The sequence below is a fragment of the Janthinobacterium sp. GW823-FHT03B06 genome (assembly GCF_058796955.1).
This window is the reverse complement of record NZ_JBXAJE010000002.1, coordinates 646,687-664,572: the sequence shown is the minus strand read 5'-3', so window position 1 is coordinate 664,572 and position 17,886 is coordinate 646,687. Positions and strand designations below refer to the sequence as shown.

Genomic DNA, 17,886 nt, shown 5'->3' with positions numbered 1-17,886 from the left:
ATGGCCAGTACAACTTTTACATTAAGCCGCGACCCTTTCGGCAAGCTGGTGATGACGGACGCGGACGGCCAGGTCTTTGAAGGCGTGGCGCCCGTGCGCGCCTTCCCCATCCAGTCGCCGGACGAAGGCATTTCGCTGGTGCTGGGCAACGGCAAGGAAGTGGCGTGGATCGACCGCCTCGACGCCATGCCGGAGCCGGCGCGCAGCCTGCTGCAGGAAGAGCTGGAAGGACGCGAATTCATGCCCGAGATCGCGCGCGTGAAAAGCGTCTCCAGCTTCGCCACGCCATGCACCTGGCATGTCGACACGGACCGGGGCGAGACGCAATTCGTGCTGAAAGGCGAGGAAGACATCCGCCGCATCGGTGCCGCGTCGCTCTTGATCGCCGACAACCACGGCATCCACTTTTTGATACGCGACATGTTTAATATCGACAAGACGACGCGCAAGATACTCGACCGCTTCCTGTAAGGTAAGCGTTGGAGTTACCTGAAAACCGCTGCCTGCAGCGGTTTTTTTTTAGGCTCTGTCCCCGACAAATAGGGGAACTCAAGGAATCTTCCCCAGCCCCGGCTGTCTGACTGTGCATCGCAGACAAACGGGAGCCTTCCATGCAGCCAGCCGAATGGAAAACCTTCATCGCCCAGTTCGCCGCACTGAGCCGTCGCCAGCGTTTGGCGAGCACTGCTCTGCTGCGCGGGGCAGGATCGCAGAACGCCGCCGTGGCACTGATCGAAAGCGTGGCCCGGCAGCGGTTGCACTGTCCCGCCTGCAACAGCAGCCATGCGCATCGGCACGGTCATGCGCACGGACTGCAGCGCTACCGTTGCGTGCCGTGCGGGCGCACCTTCAATGCGCTCACCGGCACACCGCTGGCCCGCTTGCGCCACAAGACCTTGTGGCTCGACTACGCCAACTGCCTGCTCGAATCGGCTTCCGTGCGCAAGGCAGCAAGCCAGCTGGGCGTGCACCGCAACACCGCCTTTCGCTGGCGCCACCGGTTTTTAAGCCTGGCCAAGACGGACCGGCCCCATTGCCTGCATGGCATCGCCGAAGCGGACGAGCTGTATGTGCTGGAATCGGAAAAGGGCGCGCGGCATCTGACCCGTCCGGCGCGCCGCCGTGGCGGCCATGCCCGCAAGCACGGCATTTCCAGTGAACAAGTCTGCATCCTGGTGGCGCGCGACCGCACGGGACAAACCCGCGATTTCGTCGCGGGAAAAGGGGCGCTGACCAAGGCGCAGCTGCATGCCTGCCTGCCGCCGGTGATCGACAAGGACATCTTGCTGATGACCGACGGCCACGCTGCCTATCGCGCCTTCGCGCGTGAAGCGGGCATCAGTCACCAGGCCGTCAATGTGCGTGCCGGCATCCGCGTGCAGGGCGCCGCCCACGTGCAGAACGTCAACGCGTATCACAGCCGCTTGCGCGGCTGGCTACGCCCCTTTCACGGCGTGGCGACGCGCTACCTGCCGAATTACCTGGGCTGGCGCTGGATACTGGACGCCGGGCGCATCCGCTCCCCAGAAACATTATTGAAGGCAACATTGGGCGAGTTCCCACATTTGACGGTGACATAGCTTTTTTTCGTCTGCTGGGCATGAAAAAAGCCGCACTCTCGTGCGGCTTTCGGGGGCAGTACCGGCAGCCCGTTTCAGGCTGCCGGGGATTGCGCTACATTACATGAACTTGTAGCCTGCGCCGATGTAGAAGTAACGGCCGCGCACGTTGTACAGCTGAGCAAAGCCCAGGGTGCCGTACTGGTTACCCGCGCCCATTGCGCTAAACGGTGGCATTTTGTCGAACAGGTTCTTGATGCCGGCCGTGAAGGTCAGGTTTTGCATCGCCACGTACTGGCCCGTCAGATCGACTTCCGTGTGCGAAGGAATCGTGCGGGTGCCCGGCTTGATTTCTTCGCGGCGCTTGTCAGAGTCGATCATGTCGCCCGTCGTGCGAATGACCAGGGAGCCGGACATATTGTCCTTTTCCAGGCTCGCAGTAAACGTGTTGCGGTATTTCGGGTTCATGAACGTCTTCAGCGTGCTTTGCACCGGATCCGTTTCCGTATCCTGCGTTTCCATGCGGGTGTAGACGGTGGACGCATTGCGGATCGTGAACTTGCCGAACATCGTTTGCGGCGAGGTGTAGCGTACGTCCGTATCGAAACCGCGTACTTCGGTGGTAGCCAGGTTCTGGTTGTTCAGCAGGATGCGCGCGTCGCCATTCTTGATTTCGACGTTGCCGCGCTCGATCGCCTTGGTTTCCGTCAGGGTACCGATCTCGTTCTTCTTGTCGATCTTGAAGTAATCGATGCTGACCGTCAGCGAGTTCACTGGCGAGAACACCACGCCCAGGTTATAGGTCTTGCCCGTTTCAGGTTTCAAGTCCTTGTTGGAGCCGGAGACCTGGTAGTAGGAGAAGTTGGTGCAATTGCCGGAAATCGAAGGGAAGGCATTGCAGATTTCCTTGTCGTTCGTCGTATAGGCACCGGCATCGACGCCGCCATACATCTGTTTCAGCGATGGCGCCAGGTAGCTGCCTGCATACGAACCGCGGAACATCAGGTTGTTCAGCGGCTGGTAGCGCAACGCCAGTTTCGGGCTGGTCTTGCTGCCGACATTCGAGATGTCGTCATAGCGCAAGGCGACCTGAGCTTCGACGTTTTTCAGGAAGGGAATCGACAGTTCGCCGAAGATGCCCTTGGAATTGCGGTCCGCCTTCACGGCAGCCTGCTGGATGCTGCCGAAGACCAGGCCATCGATCTGGTTCTGGTCGGGCTGGTCGCTCAGCGTTTCCTTGTTGTACGACACGCCGACGGCGTAGGCCATCGCACCGCCAGCCAGGTCCATGATCGGCGCCGAGGCCTTGGCGTTGAAGAAGGTCAGTTCCGATTTGCCGGCGCGCGTAGGCGTCAGGCGAATCTTGTCGACGGCGGCTTGCGGGTTGTCGGTGCGGGTCGGGTCGATCGAACCATTCTCGATCGCTTCGTTGAACAGATCGTAATGTGCGTAGTTCGAATCGCGGTTGGTGGCCTTGCTTACGCCCTTGCCGATGGCGACGTCCCAGTCGATGCCGCGCGTCGTGCCTTCCAGGCCCGTCGAGAACTGGGTCATTGTGCCCTTGCGGTTGGTCTTGCGAGGACCCATTTGCATAAAGCGGCCGGCAACGGTCTTGCCATTGACTACGAAGTTGCCCGGAGCAGCCTGGGCTTCGAAGTCATCCTTGCTTTCGGAATAGGTAAATTCCGCGAACGCGCGGATGTTGTCGCTGATTTTCAGGCTGCCGATCAGCATGCCGCTGACGCGGTCGGCGCCGTTGGTCGAGGTCAGCAAGGTCTTGTTGACGTCGAAACGGCAGGAGCCGTTGCTCAAATCGTCCGGTGGGCATGGCACCAGGGTGCCGCCGCCGGCGATATTGCCGCTAGGATGGAAGCCGCTGCGGCCATCCGGGCCGCCAAAGCGGCGGAAGTCGGCCGAACGGGTCAGGTCGCGGTCCTTGCGGTAGATCGGATCGCGCTTGAACACGTCGACCGTGGCCAGTACGTTGAAGCCCTGGGTGTCGTAGTCGCCAAAACCGTACACGAGGTTGGCCGTCTTTTCCTTGGCGTCCGAGCGCGAGCTTTGACCATAGCTGGTCTTCGCTTCCAGGCCCTGGTAGTTCTTTTTGGTGATGAAGTTCATCACGCCGGCCACCGCATCGGCGCCATAAATGGCGGATCCGCCGTCCTTCAGGATTTCAATGCGTTCCAGCGCGCTCAGCGGGATAGCGTTGACGTCGACCGCGGCGCCCGCGCCCGAACCGTCAGCCAGCGCATTGGTTGGCAGGCGGCGGCCGTTCAAGAGGATCAGCACGTTGCGTTCGCTCAAGCCGCGCATCTTGATGTTGGTGGTGCCGGAACCGGAAGGCGAGTTGGCGCTCAGCTCGCCTTGATCATTGATGTCGATCGAGGCCAGATTCTTGACCAATTCGGCAACGCTGGTGGCGCCCGTGCGCTCGATATCTTTTTTGGTGTAAATCTCCACCGGTGCGGCCGTTTCGGCATCCACGCGCTTGATGGCGGAACCGGTGACGACCACGCGCTGCAATTTCTCGTCAGCCTTGGCTTCCTGCGCTTGAGCGGCCTGGTGCATGAAGCCTGCGCTCATGACCAAAGTGCCGGCAAACATCATGCGCAAGGATTTGCTTAATTTCTTTTCAATCATTGTCCATCCTCCAACTAGGAAACTTTAGTTTCCTTAGGGTTTTTATTTAGCTATTTGAAAGTATTTTCAAAATTACCATGTTTATAAATTTAGCAGCTTAAATTTACAATTCATCAGACCATTTTTCGCCTTGGGCTGTCAAGACGGCTCTGCTTTTTGCGTATGGATTCTCTCTTCGAAGAACGACGCTGGATGAATTTGATTTGTGTATGGCAGGAAATCATTAAATTTCAATTGTTAAATAAATTTAATTTTCCCGTTGGCAAAAAAAGCGTGGATAGTTTTGTTTTTTTGTAATGCCGATCTAGACATCTGTTGTTTTTTTGTGACGTTTTATAGTGTCGTTGCGACGATTGCCTGCCGCATTGCGCCAGCGCCACGGGCAAAAAAAAGCCGCCCTTGGAGGGCGGCTGGCATGACGGGGAAGCGCGCTTATTGAAACGCCACTTCCGCAAAACTGCGCAATTTTCGGCTGTGCAGCCGGTCCACGCCCTGGCGGCGCAGCAGTTCCACGGCGCGGATGCCGATGCGCAGATGCTGGTCGACCCGTTCGCGGTAGAAGTGGTTGGCCATGCCGGGCAGCTTGATTTCGCCGTGCAGCGGCTTGTCGCTCACGCACAGCAATGTGCCGTACGGCACGCGGAAGCGGAAACCGTTGGCGGCGATCGTCGCGCTTTCCATGTCCAGCGCGATGGCGCGGCTCTGGCTGAAGCGGCGCTCCGGCGTGCGCTGCGGCAGCAGTTCCCAGTTGCGGTTGTCCGTGCTGGCCACGGTCCCCGTGCGCATGATGTGTTTCAAGTCATGCCCCGTGAGCTGGGTGATCTCCGCCACCGCCGTTTGCAGCGCCTGCTGGATTTCCGCCAGCGGCGGGATCGGCACCCACAGCGGCAAGTCTTCGTCGAGCACGTGGTCTTCGCGCACATACGCGTGCGCCAGCACGTAGTCGCCCAGGCTTTGCGTGGTGCGCAGGCCCGCGCAATGGCCGAGCATCAGCCAGGCGTGCGGGCGCAGCACGGCGATATGGTCGGTGATGGTCTTCGCGTTGGCCGGACCGACACCGATATTGACCATGGTGATGCCGCTGCCGTCCGCGCGCAGCAGGTGGTAGGCGGGCATCTGCGGCAGGCGCGGCGGGGCGGCGCCCAGCGCATCCTCGCTTTCGACCGTCTGGCCGACCCGGCGCGTGACCACGTTGCCCGGTTCGACAAAGGCGACGTAGCCGTCGTCGTCCGATGGCGCGGCCGCATCGGGCGCGCGGTCCATCATGGCGTGGCCCAGGCGGATGAATTCATCGATGTAGAACTGGTAATTGGTAAACAGGACGAAGTTCTGGAAATGCTGCGGCGAGGTGCCGCTGTAATGGCGCAGGCGCTGCAGCGAATAGTCGACGCGCGGTCCCGTGAACAGCGACAGGGGCTGCGCTTCGCCGTGCGCCGGTTCGTGCGTGCCGTTGGCGATGCCGTCGTCCATGGCCGACAGGTCGGGCAGGTCGAACAGGTCGCGCATGGCCAGGCGGCGGCCCGCATCCATATTGCCTTCGATATGGTCATGCTCGGCGAACGAGAAATGCACGGGGATGGGCTGGGCGCTGACGCCCACTTCCAGGTGGACTTTCTGGCCGCTGTTATGGTTTTTCAGCAGCAGCGTGAACTGGTCGAGATAGTAATCGCCGAACAGGTCGGGGCGCGTCAGCGTGGTCTCGAACACGCCGGGACCGGCGACAAAACCGTAGGCCAGCGGCGAGTCGGCGCGCGCCACGGTGTCGGTCTGGATGCGCACGAAGGGGTAGCAGGCGCGCACCCGTTCGTGCATGTCTTCGCCGGCGACAAAGCGCTGCAGCGCGTCGCGCAAGTGTTCGATGCTGCTGCGGTAGATGGCTTGCACCTGTTCCAACGCCAGGCGTGGATCGTCGAAGCGGGAGGAGGCGATGAAGGGGGGCGTAAGCAAGCGGATTCTCCTTGTAGCGGTTCGTGCATACCATTGTAAGGCAGCGCGGCAACTCATGTTGGCGCATGTCGGGGGCGCTTGACGGATTCAAATAGAATCTGTATTCTATTTGAATGGTCAGACTTGCCAAATTCAACGAAAACAACTTCATCGACAGCGCGATCGCCGTCGCCGCCCAGTGCGGCGTGGGCGCCGTGTCGATGGCCGCCATCGCCGTCAAGGCCGGTGCGCCCATCGGCTCCGTGTATCACCGCTTCGATTCGCGCAACGCCATCCTGGCGCGCGCCTGGCTGCGCGTGAAAAGCGACTTCCGCGAGGAAGTGGCCAGCCGCTGGCTCGGCGGCGACACCTGGGCCGGCGTGCACGGTCTGCTGGACTGGTGCCGGCGCAAGCCCGTGTATGCGCGCTTCCTGCTGCAATGCGCGGACAGCCCCGATTTCAGCGGTGGCCTCAGCGAGGAGTTGCTGGCCGCCGTGGAAGAGGAGCAGGCGGCGCTCGATGCCTGCTTTGTGCGCTGCGCCGAAGCCATGCCGGCCACCACGGAGCTTGACCTCGATCACATGCTGCTCAAATTCGTGCTGATCGACGCCCCCGTGGCGGTCGTCAAGCCTTACCTGACCCAGGAGAGGCCGATACCGGCCAGCGTCGACGCCATGCTGCGCGCCTCGCACGACGCCGTGCGCGGCTGGGCGACCCAAACCATCACACACTGACAAAGACAAAGAAAAGAATCCCCATGCGCTATTCCACCCAGCTAGAACACGGCAAGAAAATCCCGCTGCACGACGAAGAAGGTTTTATCGGCATGCGCGCGGCCGGCCGCATCGCCGCCGACACGCTCGACTACATCGCGCCTTTCGTCAAACCGGGCGTGTCGACGGCCAAGCTCGACGCCCTGTGCGAGGAATTCATGCGCGCCGCCGGCGCCATCCCCGGCACCATCGACTACCACGGCTACAAGCACGCCAGCTGCATCTCCGTCAATCACGTCGTCACGCACGGCATCCCGTCCGAGACCAAGATCCTGAAAGTGGGCGACATCCTGAACATCGACGTGACCCCGAAATTCAACGGCTGGTTCGGCGATACCAGCCGCACCTTCAAGGTGGGCGCCGTGTCCATCCTGGCCAACCGCCTCGTCAACACGGCGTATGACGCCATGATGGCCGGCATCCACACCGTGCGTCCGGGCGCGACCCTGGGCGACGTGGGCGCCGCCATCGAGGCGGTGGCCAAGGCACAGGGCTTTTCCTCCGTGCGCGACTTCTGCGGCCATGGCGTGGGCCAGGTCTTCCACGACACGCCGCAAGTGCTGCACTACGGCCGCGCCGGCACGGGCATCGTGCTCGAACCAGGCATGATCTTTACGATCGAACCGATGCTCAACGTGGGCAGCTACCAGGTCAAGGTCTTGCCCGACAAATGGACGACGGTGACGAAAGACCGTTCGCTGTCGGCGCAGTTCGAGCATTCGCTGGCCGTGACGGAAACGGGCTTTGAGATCTTTACCCTGACCGGTTCGACCGAGCCGCTGGTCTGAGCATGGATGCGGCCAGTACCAGCCTGACGCAGCGCCTGCTGAACAAATACCGGCACGATCCCGAAGACGCGCTGCAGCAGGTGGCGCTGGCCGTCCTGCAGCAGGAAGGCATCCGCGACGACAGCGTGCTGCGTTCTGAACGCATCGCAGCCCTGGCGCCGCCCGTCGCCCAAGTGCTGACCCTGGCCGAGTGGCTGGCCTACGTGGACTGGGAAGGCTTCGACAGCGCCCTGTACGCGAATATCGACGCGGTGGCGGCGTTCGTCGCCGGCGAATTGGGCCTGCCCGAGGCGGCAGCCAATCTGCTGCAAACGCGCGATGCGGCCGTGTTCGAAACGCAGCGCCCTGCGCTGGCGGCAGCGGCCTTGCTGTTCATCGAACGCCACATCGCGCTCTTTCCCAGATAGCGGCCTGCGTCTTACAATGGCGGCAAGCACTGTTGCCCCATTTTGAAGACTTCCGCATGAGCGATTTTCCCGAAGATATCTACACCGAGCCGTCCGCCGACGTGCATACCCTGAACAACCTGGGGCCCCTGACCGGCATGGCCGGCATCTGGACGGGCACGCGCGGCCTGGACGTCAAGCCGAAAGCGGACGGTCCGCGCAAGCAGGCCTTCGTCGAGCGCATCGAGCTGCAGCCGATCGACCCCGTCACCAACGGCCCGCAGCTGTTCTACGGCTTGCGCTACTACATCCACATCACCAAGCCGGATCAAGTGAAAACCTATCATGAGCAGGTGGGCTACTGGCTGTGGGAGCCGGCCACGGGCGCCGTGATCCAGACCCTGGCCATCCCGCGCGGCCAGATCGCCATGGCGTCGGGCACGACGACGGCGGACGCCACCAGTTTCGAACTGGTGGCCAAGCGCGATTCGACGGCCTACGGCATCTGTTCGAACCCTTTCCTCGAACACGCATTTACCACCGTCGAATACCGGATCAAGGTCGATATCCACGCCGACGGCACCTGGGGCTACGATGAAGACACGGTCATGCTCATTCGCGGCAAGGATGAGCCGTTCCACCACACGGACCGCAACCTGCTGACGAAAATCGGTGAGCCCACGCCGAACCCGATGGCCTTGCAGGCGCTGGCGGCAGCCGCTTAAGGCTGTCCCTGGGCGACGGCCTTGATCGCGCGTTCCTCGCCCATGGCGGCCGCGATTTTCCAGCGCTGCATGGCGCTGGCGCGGTCCGGGCGTTTCAATCCGGCGCCTTCCCAGTCCATCAGTCCCAGGTTGTAGATGTCGCCTGCGCTGCCCTTGTCGGCGGCCAGGGTGAACCATTTGCGCGCTTCCTTGTGGTTGACGGGAATCTGGTAGCCGCGCACGTGGTACAGGCCCAATAAGTGCATGGCTTGCGCATTGCCCTTGTTCGCCGCCTGTTTCAGCAGGTCGAGCCCGCGCGCCATGTTGCGCGGTTCCTGCCAGCCTTCGGCCAGCATCACGCCCTTCGCCGTCAGCGCATAACTGTCGTTCTTCAGCAGGCCCTTGCCGACCAGGGGCTTGGCGGCCCGCTGGCGCGCTTCGCGCTGCTGCGCCGTCGGCGCCGTGACGGGGCCGGGCTTGCCTTCGCCCATCAGCAGCATCCAGCCATACAGACCATACGCGCCCGCGTCGCCCTTGCCGACCAGGCTTTCCAGCATGGCCAGCGCCTGTGCCTTGTCGCCATTTTCGTACAGCTTGACGGCCCTGGCGCTGCTTGCGTCCAGCGGCACGGCGGCCGGTGCATGGGGCGCGACGGGTGCCGAGGCCATGGCCGTTTGCTGCGGCGGCGCAGCCGGACGCACGCGCACGGGCAAGCCATAGCTGGCGGCCAGCACGGCGACGCTGGCGGGCGCGAGGATCAGCACTTGCGCCAGCTGGTTGCGGCGTCCCTTGCCGGCGATGCCCATGGCGCGTTCGGCCTGCTGCTGGCCGCCCAGCGCTTCGCTCAGCACGCTTTTCACCTTGCGGTTGAACAGCCAGTAGCCGGCGCCCGTGATGAGCAAGCCGGCGATGGCGGCCGCGCCGCGCCCGGCGAAGAACCAGGCGGCGATGGCGGCGGCCAGCGCGGCCAGCGCGCTTTTCCACCAGAATTGCTTGGCCAGCCGCGTGTAGACCTGGCGCAGGGCGCCGAGCACGCAGGTGCGCACATTGTTGGCATAGTCGGCGGAGACGACATCGACGTGGGCGTGGTCCGCGTCGCCGCTGAGGACAGACTCGATCACGTCCGCATTCAGCTCCGAGGCGGCCACGTCGCGCAGCGGCGTCAATAGCCCCTGCACGTGGGCCGAGAACAGGCCGTCGTCGGCGCTGCCGGCCAGCGCATCGCTGAGCGCCTTGAGGTCGCCGCGCAGCAGCTTTTCCACGATGTGGTCAAGGGTCAGCCAGCGCAAGTCCGTGCCGTACGCCACCAGGTGGTGTTTTTCTGCGTTGCACGATGCGTCCAGGCGCACGATGCGCAGCTTGGCCGCATACAGGGCGTCGACTTCCTGCGGCTGGTCTTCATTGTAAATGCTCACTTTTGCCAGGGCCAGGCTGCTGGCAATGGCCGCCAGTGAGTGCACGCTCTCCTTGTCGCGGATGCGGCGCGCGTCGTCGGGCGCCTGCTTGGGCAGGCTGACGCTGTAGCCGGGCGTCACGTGCACGTCGACCCAGGCCGCCGTGCCCACCTTGCCGGAGCCGTCGCACGGGTTGCAGCGCAGGTCGCCCACGCCGCTGCAGGTGCGGCAAGTGACCTTGCCGTTGGCGCGGCAAGTGCCGCAATTGATGTTGCCGGAACCGTGGCAGGTGTTGCACGTGACCTTGCCGTAGCTGCAATGGTAGCAATTGCGATGCTCGGTGCGGTATTGCGTGCGCGTTTCGCTGTGGTAGCTCGTGTGCGAGCTGCCGTTGCTGTAGGTGGTAGTGGGTACTTGCACCGTGATGTAATCGGTGACTTGCTCGGCCACCGTGCCGCTGCCGCTGCAATACGAGCACGACACCTTGCCGCTGCCGTAGCAGCCGTAAGCGTCGCAGCTGACGGTGCGCCCGCCGTGGCAGTTCCAGCATGTTTCCGTCGTCGCGCCGTGGCAGGTGTGGCAGCCGATGCGGCCTTTGCCCGAACAGGGGACGCACGTATCGAGGTGCCAGTACTTGACGGCGTGCGGCAGGTAGGCGCCCGTTTCGATGGCGTTGTAGGCCTGGCCCGCCTGGCGCAAGGCATTGTCGAGCTTGCCCGCCGCGCGGCGCAGCCGCTCCTTCTCCTGCGCGTGAGCGAGCGCTCCCACCTCGTGGGAGCCACAGCGGCAGTCATTGCCCGAGGGCGTGAAATAGCCGTTGATCACGCGCTGTTCGAAGCGCGCTTCGAGCGCGTAATTGGCTTGCAGGGAAAAATCCTGCAGCACGTCTTCCTCGCCCAGCGGCGTGATGTCGTGCGGCTCGAAACGCGTCTTGTCCTGCACCAGGGTGCGCAGCTTGCCCAATACGGTGGGGATGTCTTCCTTGCCGAGCGTGACGGGCGCTGGCGCCGCCACGGCCGTCTCTGTCACCTGCGGCGTATCCTCGCTGCCTGGGGTTTCATGGGCCGTGTCGGTGCTGGGGTTCATGCGCGTCCTTTTGCTCTCTGGAAAGATGTTTGAATTTTAGCATCCTCATATGACAAAGCATGACAAAGCGGAGCCGCTTTTTCAGCGCAGCCTGCGGCGGAACTGGTCCGGCGTGCCGCCGCTCTGGCGGCGGAACATGGCGATGAAGGCGGAGGCCGTGCTGTAGCCCAGTTCCAGCGCGATCGCCTGCACGGTTTCTCCCTGTTCCAGCAGGGGCAGGGCGGCCAGGAAGCGCTGGCGCTGGCGCCATTCGCCGAACGGCATGCCCAGTTCGCGTTGGCAGCGGCGTGCCAGAGTACGCTCGGTGACGTGCAATTGCGCGGCCCACTCGGCCAGTGAGCGATTACTTCCCGGCTCCGCCTGCAGGGCCGCCAGCAAGGCTGCGATGACGGGCTCGTCGCTCCCGGGCAGGTAGTTGCGGCTGCACGGCGCCAGCTGCAGCTGGTCGACCAGCACTTGCGCCAGGCGCTGGTCGGCTGCGGTGGCGGGCGTGGTGACGTTTCTGTCGGCGAAGTCGCCGAGGATGGCTTTGAGCAGGGGACTCAATACCAGCGCGCACGGCTGGGCCGGCAGCTGCGCGCACAGGCTGGCATCGATGTAGGCGGAGTGAAACACGACGTCCTGGCGGATATAGCCGTCGTGCAGGGTCTCGGGCGGTATCCACACGGCGTACTGGGGCGGCGACAGATAGCGCTGGCCCGCCACCATGATTTCCATCACGCCCGTGGAACAATACGTGAGCTGGCCCCACGGATGGCTCTGGTAATCGAACTGCTGGTGCGCGTGATAATCGTCGAGGCGAAAGTACACGGGATAGGGCAGGGCGTCGGAAACGGCGGGGAAATGCTGGTTGCTGGCCATGGTGTCTTTGTCCTGTTCTTCGCATCGATTGTCCGATATGCATTATATCCATGGAATCAGACCATGCGAAAATGACGGTATTGAAATCTGGAGTCCGCCGCATGCAAGCCAAGCACTATCTGTTTCCCGTGATCGCCGTGCTGATCTGGGCCATCAATACCATCGTCAGCAAGCTGGCCGTGGGCGTGATCGATCCGGCCGCCATCTCGTTCTTCCGCTGGCTGCTGGCCGGCGTGCTGCTGGCGCTCGTGTTTGGACGCGCCGTGTGGAAGCAGCGGGCCGTGGTGACACCGTATCTGGGCAAACTGTTTGTGCTGGGCATGTTGGGCATGGTCATGTACCAGTGTCTGGCCTACATCGCCGCACAGACGACGACGGCCACCAACATGGGCATCCTCGCGTCGATGATGCCGCTGCTGGCCGTGGGCCTGTCCGTACTGGTGCTGAAGGAGGCGCCTACCGTGGGCGGCGTGTTCGGCGGCATCGTGTCCTTGCTGGGACTTGGCTACCTGCTCAGCCATGGCGACCCGGCCGCCCTGATCGCCCATGGCGCGGCCTTGGGCGACGCCCTGATGCTGCTGGCCTGCCTGTCGTATGCGGGCTACGGCGTGCTGCTCAAGCGCTGGAAGATTCCCTTGAATAACTGGCATTCGCTGCTGATCCAGGTCTGGTGCGCCGTGCCCGTGCTGTTCGTGTATTACCTGAGCCAGTCGGCGCCGCCCGTCACGGGCGCCGGCTTGCCGCTGGTGCTGTTTGCCGGCATCCCCGCATCGATTGTCGCGCCGTTTTTGTGGATGCATGGCCTGGCCAAGCTGGGCCCCAGCCGCGCCACGACCTTGATGAATCTGCTGCCCGTGTTCACGGTGATCATCGCCATGCTGTTTCTCGGTGAAACCTTGCACAGCTACGATGTGATCGGCGGCGGCGTGACCCTGCTGGGCGTGGTGATGGTGCAAACGCTGAAACGTCCCCTGCGCCGCGCCAGCGCCTAGTTTTTTTGCTATGCTGATGTTTTTCACAAGGAGCCATCATGCCGGACATTGATACCCTGTTGAGCGAACTCGAAGCCTTCGGCAGCAGCAACGATGCGGCGCACACGGAACGCGCCAGCCGCATGCTCAATATCACGCGCGACACGGGTGAATTGCTGGCCGTGCTCGTGCACGCGCGCGGCGCGCGCCGGCTGCTGGAAATCGGCACCTCGAACGGTTACTCGACCCTGTGGCTGGCGCGCGCGGCGCAGGCGCTGGGCGGCAGCGTGGTGACGGTGGAAAAGGCGCAGGACAAGTTCGACATGGCGCACGACAACTTTGTGCGCGCGCAATTGCAAGGCGTGATCGGTCAGCTGCTGGCGGACGCGGGCGACGTGCTGCGCGATGCGGCGGACGGCGCCTACGATTTCATCTTCCTCGATTCCGCGCGCCAGCAATATGCACAATGGTGGCCGCAGCTGGACCGGGTGCTGGCGGCGGGCGGCGTGCTGGTGGTCGACAACGCCAGTTCGCACTACGCGGAGATGGCGCAGTTCCTTGACGCCATCCGCGCCGACAGCCGCTACACGACGTGCCTGGCGACTGTCGGCAAGGGCGAATTCATCGCCGTCAAGTCCGGCAACTGATTATTCAGCGACGATAGCCGCTTCCAGCACGCGCACCAGCGATTCGACGCCTTGCGCGTCGACGTCATCGAAACGGCCGGTCAATGGGCTGTCGAGGTCGAACACGCCGATGATCTGGCCGTGCGCAAACACGGGAACGACCAGTTCCGAACGGGAATTGACGTCGCAGGCGATGTGGCCGGGAAAAGCGTGCACGTCCTGCACGACGATGGACTTGCCTTCGACCACGGTGGTGCCGCATACGCCGCGGCCCTTCTTGATGCGGATGCAGGCCGGCTTGCCCTGGAACGGTCCCAGCACCAGTTCCTCGCCCTTGAGGAAATAAAAGCCGGCCCAGTTCAGGCCCGGCATCGTGTGGAAGACCAGCGAACTGAAGTTGGCCGTATTGGCGATGAAGTCGGTTTCGCCCGACAGCAAGCCTTGCAGCTGCGAACGCAGGTCCGCATACATGGCTTGCTTGGCTTCGGGGGTATCGGTGGCGTAGGCGGCGTCGTTGAGGGTAAACGTCATGGTCGTGGTGGGGCGCAAAATGGGGAAGGCGCTATGGTAGCGCGTCTGGCGCATCCGCGTGTGACCCTCACTTTTGCAGGTGTTGCTGCGCCAGCCGGCGCAGCAGGGGCAGGGCCGCATGGCCGTGCTCTTCCCGCCAGGCCAGGCCGATGCCGGCCGCCAATTCCTCGCCCTCCGCCAATGGCCGGTAGGCCACGCCAGCGAGGCGCAGCGCGCGGAACGAGTCAGCCAGCAGCGCCATGCCCTTGCCGGCCGCCACGTCGCCGAGCAGCACATGGTGGTCGGGCGCCTCGCGCAGGAAGGCGGGCGCGAAGCCATGGCGGCGAAACACTTGCTGGCAATGGTCGAAGAAGGCGGGCTGGCGCGCCCGTTCGAACCAGTAAATCGATTCTGCCGCGATGTCGGTCAGACTGAGTTTGCGCTTCTTCGCCAGCCGGTGCCCGGCGGGCAGGGCCAGCATCATGGGCTGGCGCGCCAGCGGCTGCACGGCCAGTTCGAACGTGGCGCTGGGCAGCGCGAGCAGGGCCGCGTCGAGCTGGCCCTTGCGCACGCCAGCCACCAGGCGCGGCGACGGCGCCGCCGTCAGTTCCAGCCGGACATTGCCCAGTTGCGCCTCCAGCGCCGCCAGCAGCGGGCGGAACAGGCCGGCCGCCACGGAGCTGGTCAGACCCAGGCGCAGGCGTGCCGGGGCGGCATCACGCTGCAGCGACGTTTGCGCCGTCTCCAGCAAGTCGAGGATGTGCAGTGCCTGCGGCAGCAGGGTGCGGCCCGCCTGCGTCAAGGTCACGCCCTGCGTGTCGCGCTCGAACAGGCGCGCGCCCAGTTTTTCTTCCAGTGTCTTGATGGCGCGCGACAAGGGCGGCTGGGTCATGTGCAATTGTTCGGCCGCCTGGCGAAAGTTCAGGCAACGGGCGACGGCGCAAAACAGGGTCAGGGCGTGGGTGTCGAGGGCTCTCATACCAGAAAGGTATCACGAAATCGCGCATTCCCCCGCCAGCCGGCACGGCCTAGACTGGCTGCATCGGGTCAACACATGAGGAGAGCAGCATGCAACAACGACGGATCGGTAATAGCGGCTTGAACAGTTCGGCACTGGGCCTGGGCTGCATGGGCATGTCGGAATTTTATGGCGCCACGGACGAGGCGCAATCGATGGCCACCCTGGAAGCGGCCCTGGCGGCGGGCGTGACCCTGTTTGACACGGCCGACGCCTACGGTTTTGGCCACAACGAGCAATTGCTGGGACGTTTCCTGGCGCGCCACCCAGGCCAGGCGCTGGTCGCCACCAAGTGCGGCCTGGCGCGCGAGCCGGGCAGCTATGCGCGCCGCGTCGACAATTCCCCCGCCTACATCCGCCAGGCGTGCGAAGCGTCGCTGGCGCGCCTGGGCGTGGAGAGCATCGACCTGTTTTACCTGCACCGCCTGAACCTCGATACCCCTTTGGCAGAGTCGATGGGAGCGCTGGCGCAATTGAGGCAAGAAGGAAAAATTCGCGCCGTAGGCTTGTGCGAAGTGAGCGCCGCCACTTTGCGGCGCGCGGCGGCGCTCTGCCCCGTGGCTGCCGTGCAGAGCGAATACTCGCTGTGGACGCGCGAGCCGGAGCAGGGCGTGCTGGCCGCCTGCCGCGACGTGGGCGCCAGTTTCTTTGCCTACAGCCCGCTGGGGCGCGGTTTCCTGACGGGCGCCATCGCCGATGCGGCCAGTCTCGACGCGGGAGATTTCCGCCACTTCAATCCCCGCTTTGCCGCCGACAACCTGGCGCATAACCAGGCCATCGTCGCGCAGGTCAGGGACATCGCGCGCGCCAAAGGCTGCACGCCGGCCCAGCTGGCGCTGGCCTGGCTGCTGGCGCAAGGCGACGACATCATTCCCATCCCCGGCACCAAGCGCATCGCCTACCTGCACGACAACCTGGGCGCGCTGGTCGTGCGGCTGGACGGGGCGGAGCTGGCGGCGATGAACGCGGCCTTTCCCCTGGGCATGGCGGCGGGCGCGCGCTATACGGAGGAAGGCATGAAGGGCGTGGATGCCTGAAAAAAGTGGCTCTAGCGTACGCCAGCGTACCTAACTGACGCTTTTCCTGCGGGATAATCGGCGACGATCTGCTAGCATTTGGCAGTGACTGCATGGTGCGTGTTGCACCGTGTTCAACGGTCAGGTATCCGATGAGGTGGATGTTGTTAGATGACGATATTTTCGATATAGAACTGAAATTATTGCTTGAGGGAATATTGCTGCGCTATCAGCACGATTTCCGCGATTATTCCGTGGCCTCCCTGCGCCGGCGCATGCGTCAGGCCATGGAGCGCTTCGGCTGCGCCAGCCTGTCGCAATTGCAGGACCGCATCTTGCACGAGCCGGCCATGTTCGCGCAGATGCTGCAATTTTTTACGGTGCAAGTGAGCGAGATGTTCCGCGATCCCGCGTATTTCCGCGCCTTGCGCGAAAAAGTCGTGCCCATCCTGCACACCTATCCCTCGATCAAGATCTGGGTGGCCGGCTGCAGCAGCGGCGAAGAGGTGTGGTCGCTGGCCATCTTGCTGGAAGAGGAAGGCTTGCTCGAGCGCAGCATGATTTATGCGACCGACATCAATGTGGAAGCGCTGGCTGCCGCGGAAGCGGGTATCTATCCGGTCGAGCGCATCGCCCAGTTCAGCGAGAATTATCAGCTGGCGGGCGGCAAGCGCTCGCTGTCCGACTATTACACGGCCGCCTACAAGGGCGCCATCTTTGACCGGCGCTTGCGGCGCCAGTTCGTCTTCGCCGACCACAGCCTGGCGACGGACAGCGTGTTTTCGGAGGTGCACATGGTTTCCTGCCGTAACGTGATGATTTATTTCAATAAAGATTTGCAGGACCGCAGCCTGGGCCTGTTCCACGAAGCGCTGGTGAACCGGGGCTTCCTGGGTCTGGGCATGAAGGAAAGCCTGCATTTCAGCCGTCATGCGGACAGCTTTAACGAGCTGAGCCCGGCCGAACGCATCTTCCAGCGTGCCTGACATGCTGCCGAGCTCCGACGTCGCGCCACCGCCGGCCGGCCTGCGCCTGATCGCCATCGGCGCTTCGGCCGGCGGCGTGGAAGCGCTGGGCATCGTGCTGCGTGCCTTGCCCGCCACCTGCCGCGCGGCCGTGGTGGTGGTGCTGCACCTGGCGCCGGGCCGCTCGAGCCAGTTGCCGCAGTTGTACGCGGAACGTTGCCAGCTGCCCTTGCGCGAAGCGCAGGACAAGGAACCGCTGCAGCCCGGCGTCGTGTATTTCGCGCCGCCCGACTACCACCTGCAAGTCGAATCCGATGGCTGTTTTTCCCTGTCGCAGGAAGCGCCCGTGTATTTTTCGCGCCCATCGATCGATGTCTTGCTGGAAACGGCTGCGTATGCCTACCGGCGCGCCATGCTGGCCATCATCCTGACGGGCGCCTCGGCCGACGGCGCGGCAGGCCTGGCGCGCGTGCGGCAGCTGGGCGGCAGCGCCTGGGTGCAGGACCCGCAGCGGGCCAGTTGTGGCATCATGCCGGCCGCCGCGCTCAAGCTGGCCGGCGCCGACCGCGTGCTCGATTTGCCGCAAATGGCTGCCAGCCTGGCATTGCTCGGCGATGGCGAACACAAGTGAATGGGAATAGTGTAGTGCGTGTAATATAT

17 protein-coding genes are annotated in these 17,886 nt (G+C 63.5%); 11 read left to right on the top strand and 6 right to left on the bottom strand.

The window, feature by feature from the left end; translation table 11 throughout:
- On the top strand, positions 1-471 hold the full coding sequence (locus AC1RBA_RS08950) for a cyanophycin metabolism-associated DUF1854 family protein (protein ID WP_070221406.1): 471 nt from the start codon (positions 1-3) through the stop codon (positions 469-471).
- A gap of 140 nt (positions 472-611) precedes the next feature.
- Positions 612-1,580, top strand: a complete 969-nt coding sequence (locus AC1RBA_RS08945; protein WP_492417719.1) for an IS1595 family transposase — start codon at positions 612-614, stop codon at positions 1,578-1,580.
- Positions 1,581-1,679: 99 nt separating this feature from the next.
- Here AC1RBA_RS08945 and AC1RBA_RS08940 read toward each other — a convergent pair whose 3' ends face one another.
- Positions 1,680-4,202 carry a TonB-dependent receptor gene (locus AC1RBA_RS08940; protein WP_070221050.1) on the bottom strand — a complete coding sequence of 841 codons (2,523 nt, stop codon included), beginning with the start codon at positions 4,200-4,202 and terminating at the stop codon, positions 1,680-1,682.
- Positions 4,203-4,634: 432 nt separating this feature from the next.
- Complete coding sequence (locus AC1RBA_RS08935) at positions 4,635-6,149, bottom strand: AMP nucleosidase (RefSeq protein ID WP_070221052.1); 1,515 nt, start codon at positions 6,147-6,149, stop codon at positions 4,635-4,637.
- 113 nt (positions 6,150-6,262) lie between these two features.
- Here AC1RBA_RS08935 and AC1RBA_RS08930 point away from each other — a divergent pair, with 113 nt between their 5' ends.
- From AC1RBA_RS08930 to AC1RBA_RS08915, 4 genes are read left to right on the top strand one after another with little or no spacing between them, the layout of a single operon-like run.
- A complete protein-coding gene (locus tag AC1RBA_RS08930) occupies positions 6,263-6,862 on the top strand; it encodes a TetR/AcrR family transcriptional regulator (RefSeq protein ID WP_070312844.1) in 600 nt (199 codons plus the stop codon).
- Positions 6,863-6,885: 23 nt separating this feature from the next.
- Entirely contained in the window at positions 6,886-7,689 is an 804-nt protein-coding gene (gene map, locus AC1RBA_RS08925) for a type I methionyl aminopeptidase (RefSeq protein ID WP_070260327.1), read from the top strand.
- Positions 7,690-7,691: 2 nt separating this feature from the next.
- The gene (locus tag AC1RBA_RS08920) at positions 7,692-8,096 is read left to right on the top strand and encodes a hypothetical protein (protein WP_492417717.1); all 405 of its coding nucleotides are present in this window, start codon (positions 7,692-7,694) and stop codon (positions 8,094-8,096) included.
- A 56-nt stretch (positions 8,097-8,152) separates the two neighbouring features.
- Complete coding sequence (locus AC1RBA_RS08915) at positions 8,153-8,800, top strand: FABP family protein (protein ID WP_070221060.1); 648 nt, start codon at positions 8,153-8,155, stop codon at positions 8,798-8,800.
- Here the strand turns inward: AC1RBA_RS08915 and AC1RBA_RS08910 are convergent.
- Together AC1RBA_RS08910 and AC1RBA_RS08905 are read right to left on the bottom strand one after the other, a co-directional pair.
- Positions 8,797-11,259, bottom strand: a complete 2,463-nt coding sequence (locus AC1RBA_RS08910) for a tetratricopeptide repeat protein (protein ID WP_492417715.1) — start codon at positions 11,257-11,259, stop codon at positions 8,797-8,799. The two genes, AC1RBA_RS08915 and AC1RBA_RS08910, sit on opposite strands and share 4 nt — an antisense overlap.
- Before the next feature lie 81 nt (positions 11,260-11,340).
- Positions 11,341-12,120: an AraC family transcriptional regulator gene (locus AC1RBA_RS08905; protein ID WP_492417713.1), complete on the bottom strand. Its 780-nt coding sequence runs from the start codon at positions 12,118-12,120 to the stop codon at positions 11,341-11,343.
- A 101-nt stretch (positions 12,121-12,221) separates the two neighbouring features.
- On the opposite strand from AC1RBA_RS08905, the gene AC1RBA_RS08900 reads away from it, so the two are divergent.
- Complete coding sequence (locus tag AC1RBA_RS08900) at positions 12,222-13,112, top strand: DMT family transporter (RefSeq protein WP_492417712.1); 891 nt, start codon at positions 12,222-12,224, stop codon at positions 13,110-13,112.
- A gap of 38 nt (positions 13,113-13,150) precedes the next feature.
- Positions 13,151-13,738, top strand: coding sequence for an O-methyltransferase (locus tag AC1RBA_RS08895; protein WP_492417710.1), 588 nt, complete (start codon positions 13,151-13,153; stop codon positions 13,736-13,738).
- Here the strand turns inward: AC1RBA_RS08895 and AC1RBA_RS08890 are convergent, their stop codons facing one another.
- Both AC1RBA_RS08890 and AC1RBA_RS08885 read right to left on the bottom strand, forming a co-directional pair.
- Complete coding sequence (locus AC1RBA_RS08890) at positions 13,739-14,248, bottom strand: GAF domain-containing protein (protein ID WP_492418134.1); 510 nt, start codon at positions 14,246-14,248, stop codon at positions 13,739-13,741.
- Positions 14,249-14,315: 67 nt separating this feature from the next.
- Positions 14,316-15,206 carry a LysR family transcriptional regulator gene (locus AC1RBA_RS08885; RefSeq protein ID WP_492417709.1) on the bottom strand — a complete coding sequence of 297 codons (891 nt, stop codon included), beginning with the start codon at positions 15,204-15,206 and terminating at the stop codon, positions 14,316-14,318.
- 89 nt (positions 15,207-15,295) lie between these two features.
- Here AC1RBA_RS08885 and AC1RBA_RS08880 point away from each other — a divergent pair, with 89 nt between their 5' ends.
- The 3 genes from AC1RBA_RS08880 to AC1RBA_RS08870 all read left to right on the top strand — a co-directional run bounded on the left by AC1RBA_RS08880 (position 15,296) and on the right by AC1RBA_RS08870 (position 17,857).
- On the top strand, positions 15,296-16,282 hold the full coding sequence (locus tag AC1RBA_RS08880; protein WP_070291835.1) for an aldo/keto reductase: 987 nt from the start codon (positions 15,296-15,298) through the stop codon (positions 16,280-16,282).
- 140 nt (positions 16,283-16,422) lie between these two features.
- Entirely contained in the window at positions 16,423-17,247 is an 825-nt protein-coding gene (locus tag AC1RBA_RS08875) for a CheR family methyltransferase (protein ID WP_200899269.1), read from the top strand.
- Position 17,248: 1 nt separating this feature from the next.
- On the top strand, positions 17,249-17,857 hold the full coding sequence (locus tag AC1RBA_RS08870; protein ID WP_070312853.1) for a chemotaxis protein CheB: 609 nt from the start codon (positions 17,249-17,251) through the stop codon (positions 17,855-17,857).
- Positions 17,858-17,886: the final 29 nt, after the last annotated feature.